The organism is Rubrivirga sp., assembly GCF_049648075.1.
Classification (GTDB): domain Bacteria; phylum Bacteroidota; class Rhodothermia; order Rhodothermales; family Rubricoccaceae; genus Rubrivirga.
The window spans coordinates 1-2,993 of the sequence record NZ_JBARYR010000728.1 but is presented as its reverse complement, the minus strand read 5'-3'; the positions used below and the strand labels follow the sequence as shown (position 1 = coordinate 2,993).

Annotated in this window: 3 protein-coding genes; all 3 read right to left on the bottom strand. The window is 69.5% G+C overall.

All coding sequences use genetic code 11. From position 1 onward, the window contains the following. Positions 1-81: 81 nt before the first annotated feature. The gene (locus WBA11_RS19170) at positions 82-552 is read right to left on the bottom strand and encodes a hypothetical protein (RefSeq protein ID WP_424522230.1); all 471 of its coding nucleotides are present in this window, start codon (positions 550-552) and stop codon (positions 82-84) included. Positions 553-813: 261 nt separating this feature from the next. Further along, complete coding sequence (locus WBA11_RS19165; protein ID WP_424522229.1) at positions 814-1,308, bottom strand: hypothetical protein; 495 nt, start codon at positions 1,306-1,308, stop codon at positions 814-816. 63 nt (positions 1,309-1,371) lie between these two features. Next, the gene (locus WBA11_RS19160) at positions 1,372-1,911 is read right to left on the bottom strand and encodes a hypothetical protein (RefSeq protein ID WP_424522228.1); all 540 of its coding nucleotides are present in this window, start codon (positions 1,909-1,911) and stop codon (positions 1,372-1,374) included. Between the last annotated feature and the right edge of the window lie 1,082 nt (positions 1,912-2,993).

The following is a 2,993-nucleotide window of genomic DNA, read 5'->3' as shown; positions in this document are numbered from 1 at the left end:
GGCGCTCGCTCGACGTCTCGAGCGGCACGAGCGGCCGCGACGTCCCTCGCTGCGCGCTGAAGGTACCGACGCGCCGGCGCGCTAGACGTCGGCGCCTTCGACGTGGTCTTGATAGCAACGGAGCGCGTCTCGGTAGAGGGAATCGGCTGTTGGAGCGTCAAAGCCAGACAAACCGAAGCGATATCGGAAGCGGTGCTCGGCGGCTTGGCGGAGTGCGGCTTCGTGGCCGTGCTTCGCGAGGGATCGGACGAGCGTTTTGCGGTTGCCCCCCTCGTCGTCAGCGATCGCCTTGACGACGGGGTAGCGACGGTCGCCTTTGGATTGGGTCGTGAGGTAGATCCCTGGGGCGAGCGTGACGGGGGCGTCGGGGAGCGGGAGCGGGCGGGGTTGGTCCCGCCACGCGAGAGCCGCGTCAAGGGCTGCCCCTGGCGAGCCGTGCTCGGCATCGGCGAAGAGGCGAGACGGGCGGTTTGGAGGTGACGCTCGCCAGCCGGGGGACCGGCCTCGGGCCGCAGCTTCTCGCGTAACGCTGTGGAGGCGGGGATCGTCCATGTCGAAAGGATAGGGACGTGGACCGGCTTCTCCCCCACCGCTCGGCGTGAGGCGCCAGGAGATCGCGTTCGCCTCGTCGAGACCTGGGTGCAGATGCTCGGCCTCGAGGGTGGAGATCTGACGTCACAGCTGATCGAGGTTCTGGGACGGTGGACCGCGAGAGTCTGCCGTGTGTGATCGGAGGACAGGCCTGGCGGTATCGACAACCTGACCGTTGGCATCTCGTCCATGGCAGAACCGGTAGCTAGGCGCGACCATCGGCTAGGCGGCTCGCCGAGCGGGGGCTACGAGAGCCAGGAGCGAATGGCGCAGGGCGGCCTCAGCGTCTTTACGACCGACCACCTCGGCCCGTTCTCGAATTGAACGGCGGACGTACTCCGGGAGCCGTTCGCCGCGGTAGGTCTCGGGGTCGGGGTAGCGCCACTCGAGGGCGGCTTCCCGGATCCACATTTCCCGCGACGCTTCGGCGACCGCGAACGCAGCCTCGAGGGCGCGGGCGTAGAGACCAGGTGCCCTCGAGGAACAGTCGGTGATGGCCTCGGCGTCGTCCACGAAGGTGCGGAGGGCGTCGGAGGCGTCGCCAGCCCAGACGAGTGCATCCGTCGTATCGTCGACGATGGTCAGCCAGGGGCCGGACTCATCGGAGAACGCCTCGAGGGCGTCGAGGGCGGACGGCTCGCCCCCAGGAGTATGGGCGGCGGGATCGAGGGGGCGGCCGTGGGAACCGACGGCCCAGAAGGCAAAGAGAGGAGACATAGCAGCGTTGGCAGAGGGGTAGCGCCCCGCCCGAGTAAGGGGCGGACGGGGCGCAGAGGACGTCTAGTACTCGCTGGGGAGCAGGACGGTGGTCGACGAGCGGCCGGCCTCGGTGACGACCCAGAGCCGCCCGCCGGCCGTGGGGTAGACCGACATCACGCGGGAGCCGTCTCGGAGCGCTTTCTCATTGGCGCGGCGGTCGTGAGCGCTAAGCGTGCCCCAGTCCCCAGATTGGTGGCGGCGGACGAGATCGACGAGGTTGACGCCGTGGTCGCGGGCGACCTCGAGGGCGCCGGTCGTGGTGACGACGCGGCCCAGACGGAGCGCGCTGCCGTAGGTCGAGGGTGGCTCTGAGACGGCCCCCGCTGATGATGCGGGGGCCGAGCTATCGAGGGCGGGGAGTGGCTGCCCGGAGCCCCGGAATGAAACGGGGAGGGCGAGGAGCCGATCGAGGGCGTGGAAGGCGCCGCGCCGGTTGCCGCGGTACCAAACGACGAGGTGACGACCGGTGGGATTGGGGCACTTGTCGAAGACGACCAGGCGGTAGAGACCGCGGCGGAGGTGGTCGACGACGTGGGTGGGGGTACGGCAGAGCTGTGCCATAGGAGCGGGGGATGCGACGCGCAAGGCGCGCCGAGTTGGCAGACACGAGAGCGAGTAAGGGGCCGCTCCCGAATGTCTAAATATAACTCATTTAGTTATTACAATCAAGCATATATCACTCTCAACGGCCCAATTCACGTACCCCGTTGCCCGGTTAGCCGAACAGCGTGCGCTGCGTCACGGTGGGGCGAAACCGGACCCACGACCCCCGCGGACCCGAGCACCCTGGCAACGGTGTAAGCGGCCAGTCAAGGGGGCGAGGCACAGCGACCGGGAGAAATACCAGGGCCGGAACGCCGAGCCCGAGGGCAAGGGCGAGCGAGGCCCAGGTCCCGGAGCCCGAGCCAGAGAAGCACGCTGACGACGACCGCGACGGAGTGAGACCAGGGGGACATGGTCCCGATGGAAACGCCAGCCAGAGCGCGCCCGGGGCGCCCGCTGCTACCGCCCGCACGACAGCCGTGGACCGAGCGGCCAGGGCGCCGGCGCCGTTCCCGTAGGTGGCCGCCTCAAGGACGAGAACGGAGGGAGCGAGAGACCGCGCGACCGCGTCGATGCCGCGAGCACATCCTGTCACGATGAACGCGGAGGACGGGACACGCCGAACAGCCCAGCGGCAGACGGACGCGGACGCACGGGACGGAGCACGCGAGCCGGAGACGCCGACCACGGACGCTGCCGCGATGCTGCCAGAGAGGACGGAGACGGGAGACAATGCAGGCATGACGGATGGGGGCCAGAAAACCAAGCCCGGGGGCATACCTGCCGCATTCGGGAGCGGGAGCCAGCGTGCAAGGCCGCCGTGTGCGGCGCGTGCGAGGGCCGTCGTCGGCCCGAAGGCCTTGTGGGGTGGGTAGGGCCGTCATCGGCCCGACCGCGACCCATCTTGGACGAGCCCCCGGGACCCAACAAGACCTGCCGAGCGGAGCGAGGCGACTCGAGGGTGGACGGCGGTGCTGCCCGACGCGCGCGTTTGGCGATACGGGGCCTCTCTACTTTCTGGCTGGGCGGGGGCGTCCGCGCTGCCGACGTGGGACCGGGCCGGCTACGGCGCGACCGAGCGAGCGCTGGGCTGGACAGAG

Excerpts from the sequence above, each read along its gene's own strand:
- WBA11_RS19170 (WP_424522230.1), bottom strand. The coding sequence starts at position 552 with ATGGACGATCCCCGCCTCCACAGCGTTACGCGAGAAGCTGCGGCCCGA.
- WBA11_RS19165 (WP_424522229.1), bottom strand. The coding sequence starts at position 1,308 with ATGTCTCCTCTCTTTGCCTTCTGGGCCGTCGGTTCCCACGGCCGCCCC.
- WBA11_RS19160 (WP_424522228.1), bottom strand. The coding sequence starts at position 1,911 with ATGGCACAGCTCTGCCGTACCCCCACCCACGTCGTCGACCACCTCCGC.